General features: G+C 65.6%; 2 protein-coding genes. Both read left to right on the top strand.

The genetic code is table 11. The features are described 5' to 3' along the window. The first annotated feature begins 17 nt into the window (after positions 1-17). Positions 18-1,154 carry an S-(hydroxymethyl)mycothiol dehydrogenase gene (locus AC5RWD_RS23065; protein WP_494022247.1) on the top strand — a complete coding sequence of 379 codons (1,137 nt, stop codon included), beginning with the start codon at positions 18-20 and terminating at the stop codon, positions 1,152-1,154. Beyond that, positions 1,151-1,758, top strand: a 608-nt coding sequence (locus AC5RWD_RS23070; protein ID WP_494022246.1) for an MBL fold metallo-hydrolase, incomplete at its 3' end; no start/stop codon positions are given. The genes AC5RWD_RS23065 and AC5RWD_RS23070, both read left to right, overlap by 4 nt.

Genomic DNA, 1,758 nt, shown 5'->3' on the forward strand with positions numbered 1-1,758 from the left:
GAAAGGAACGCGATTTTATGGTTCATAAAGTGAAGGCTGTTGTTGTCAGGGCGAAGGATGCTCCGGTGTCGGTGGAGACGATTCTGGTGCCGGATCCGGGGCCGGGTGAGGCTTTGGTTGATGTTCTGACGTGCGGTGTGTGCCATACGGATTTGCATTACAAGCTGGGCGGGATTGGGGATGAGTTCCCGTATCTGTTGGGTCATGAGGCGACCGGTGTGGTCTCTGCTGTGGGTGAGGGGGTCACCGAGGTTGCTGTTGGGGACCGGGTGATTTTGAACTGGCGTGCGGTGTGCGGGCAGTGCCGGGCGTGCGCGAAGGGCCAGCCGCAGTACTGTTTCAACACGGCGAACGCGACCCAGAAGATGACCCTGGAGGACGGCACGGTGTTGTCTCCGGCGTTGGGGATCGGGGCGTTCGCGGAGAAGACCCTGGTCGCTGCGGGGCAGTGCACGAAGGTTGATGAGGACGCGGACCCGGCCGCCGTGGGGTTGCTCGGGTGCGGGGTGATGGCCGGGATCGGCGCGGCGATTAACACCGGTGAGGTCAAGCGTGGTGAGTCGGTGGCCGTGATCGGCTGCGGCGGGGTGGGGATCGCCGCGGTCGCGGGCGCGAAACTGGCCGGCGCGACCACGATCATCGCGGTGGACATTGACGATAACAAGATTGCGATGGCGAAGTCCCTGGGCGCGACGCACGGGGTGAACTCCCGCAGCACGGACCCGGTCGAGGCGATCCGGGAACTGACTGGCGGGAACGGCGCGGATGTGGTGATCGAGGCGGTCGGCCGCCCGGAAACCTATAAGCAGGCGTTCTACGCCCGTGACCTGGCCGGGCGTGTGGTCCTGGTCGGGGTCCCGACCCCGGAGATGACACTGGAGTTGCCGTTGCTGGATGTCTTTGGCCGGGGCGGGTCGCTGAAGTCCTCCTGGTACGGGGACTGCCTGCCCTCCCGGGACTTCCCGATGCTCGTCGCCCATTACAAACAGGGGAACCTGGATTTGGACGCGTTCGTGTCCGAACGGATCACCATCGACCAGGTCGAGGAAGCGTTCGAGAAAATGCACGAGGGCAAGGTCCTGCGCTCCGTCGTCGAAATCCAGCCCGCCGCTGCCACCCGGGCGGCCGCCGCAACCCAGGGAGTTTCCGCATGAGTGTCACGATCGAAAACCTTGTCACCTCGGGCACGTTCTCCCTGGACGGCGGGACCTGGGACGTGGACAACAACGTCTGGATCGTGGGCAACGAGGAGGAATGCATCATCATTGATTCCCCGCACGACGCCGCCGCGATCATCAGCGCTGTGCGGGGCCGGAAGGTCCTGGGCATCCTGCTCACGCACGCGCACAACGACCACATCGGCGCCGCCCGGCAGGTCGCGGACGCCGTGGGTGCCCCCATCTGGCTGAACCCGGAAGACCAGGTCCTCTGGGAACAGGTCTACCCCGGCACCACCGCCGATAAGGAGATCAGGGACGGGGACGAGTTCCGGGTCGCCGGGGCCGTGCTCAAAGCGATCCACACCCCCGGCCACTCACCCGGGTCCACCTGCTTCCACCTCGAGCAGGAAGGCACCGTGTTCACCGGGGACACCCTGTTCAACGGCGGCCCCGGCGCGACCGGCCGCTCCTACAGCGACTACCCCACCATCCTGGCCTCCATCCGCGAACGCCTCCTCACCCTCCCGCCGGAAACCACCGTCAGGACCGGACACGGAGAAAACACCACCATCGCCGCCGAACGCGAAACCCTCGCCAA

The sequence above is a fragment of the Arthrobacter sp. CMU6 genome (assembly GCF_059090205.1).

Excerpts from the sequence above, each read along its gene's own strand:
- AC5RWD_RS23065 (WP_494022247.1), top strand. The coding sequence starts at position 18 with ATGGTTCATAAAGTGAAGGCTGTTGTTGTCAGGGCGAAGGATGCTCCG.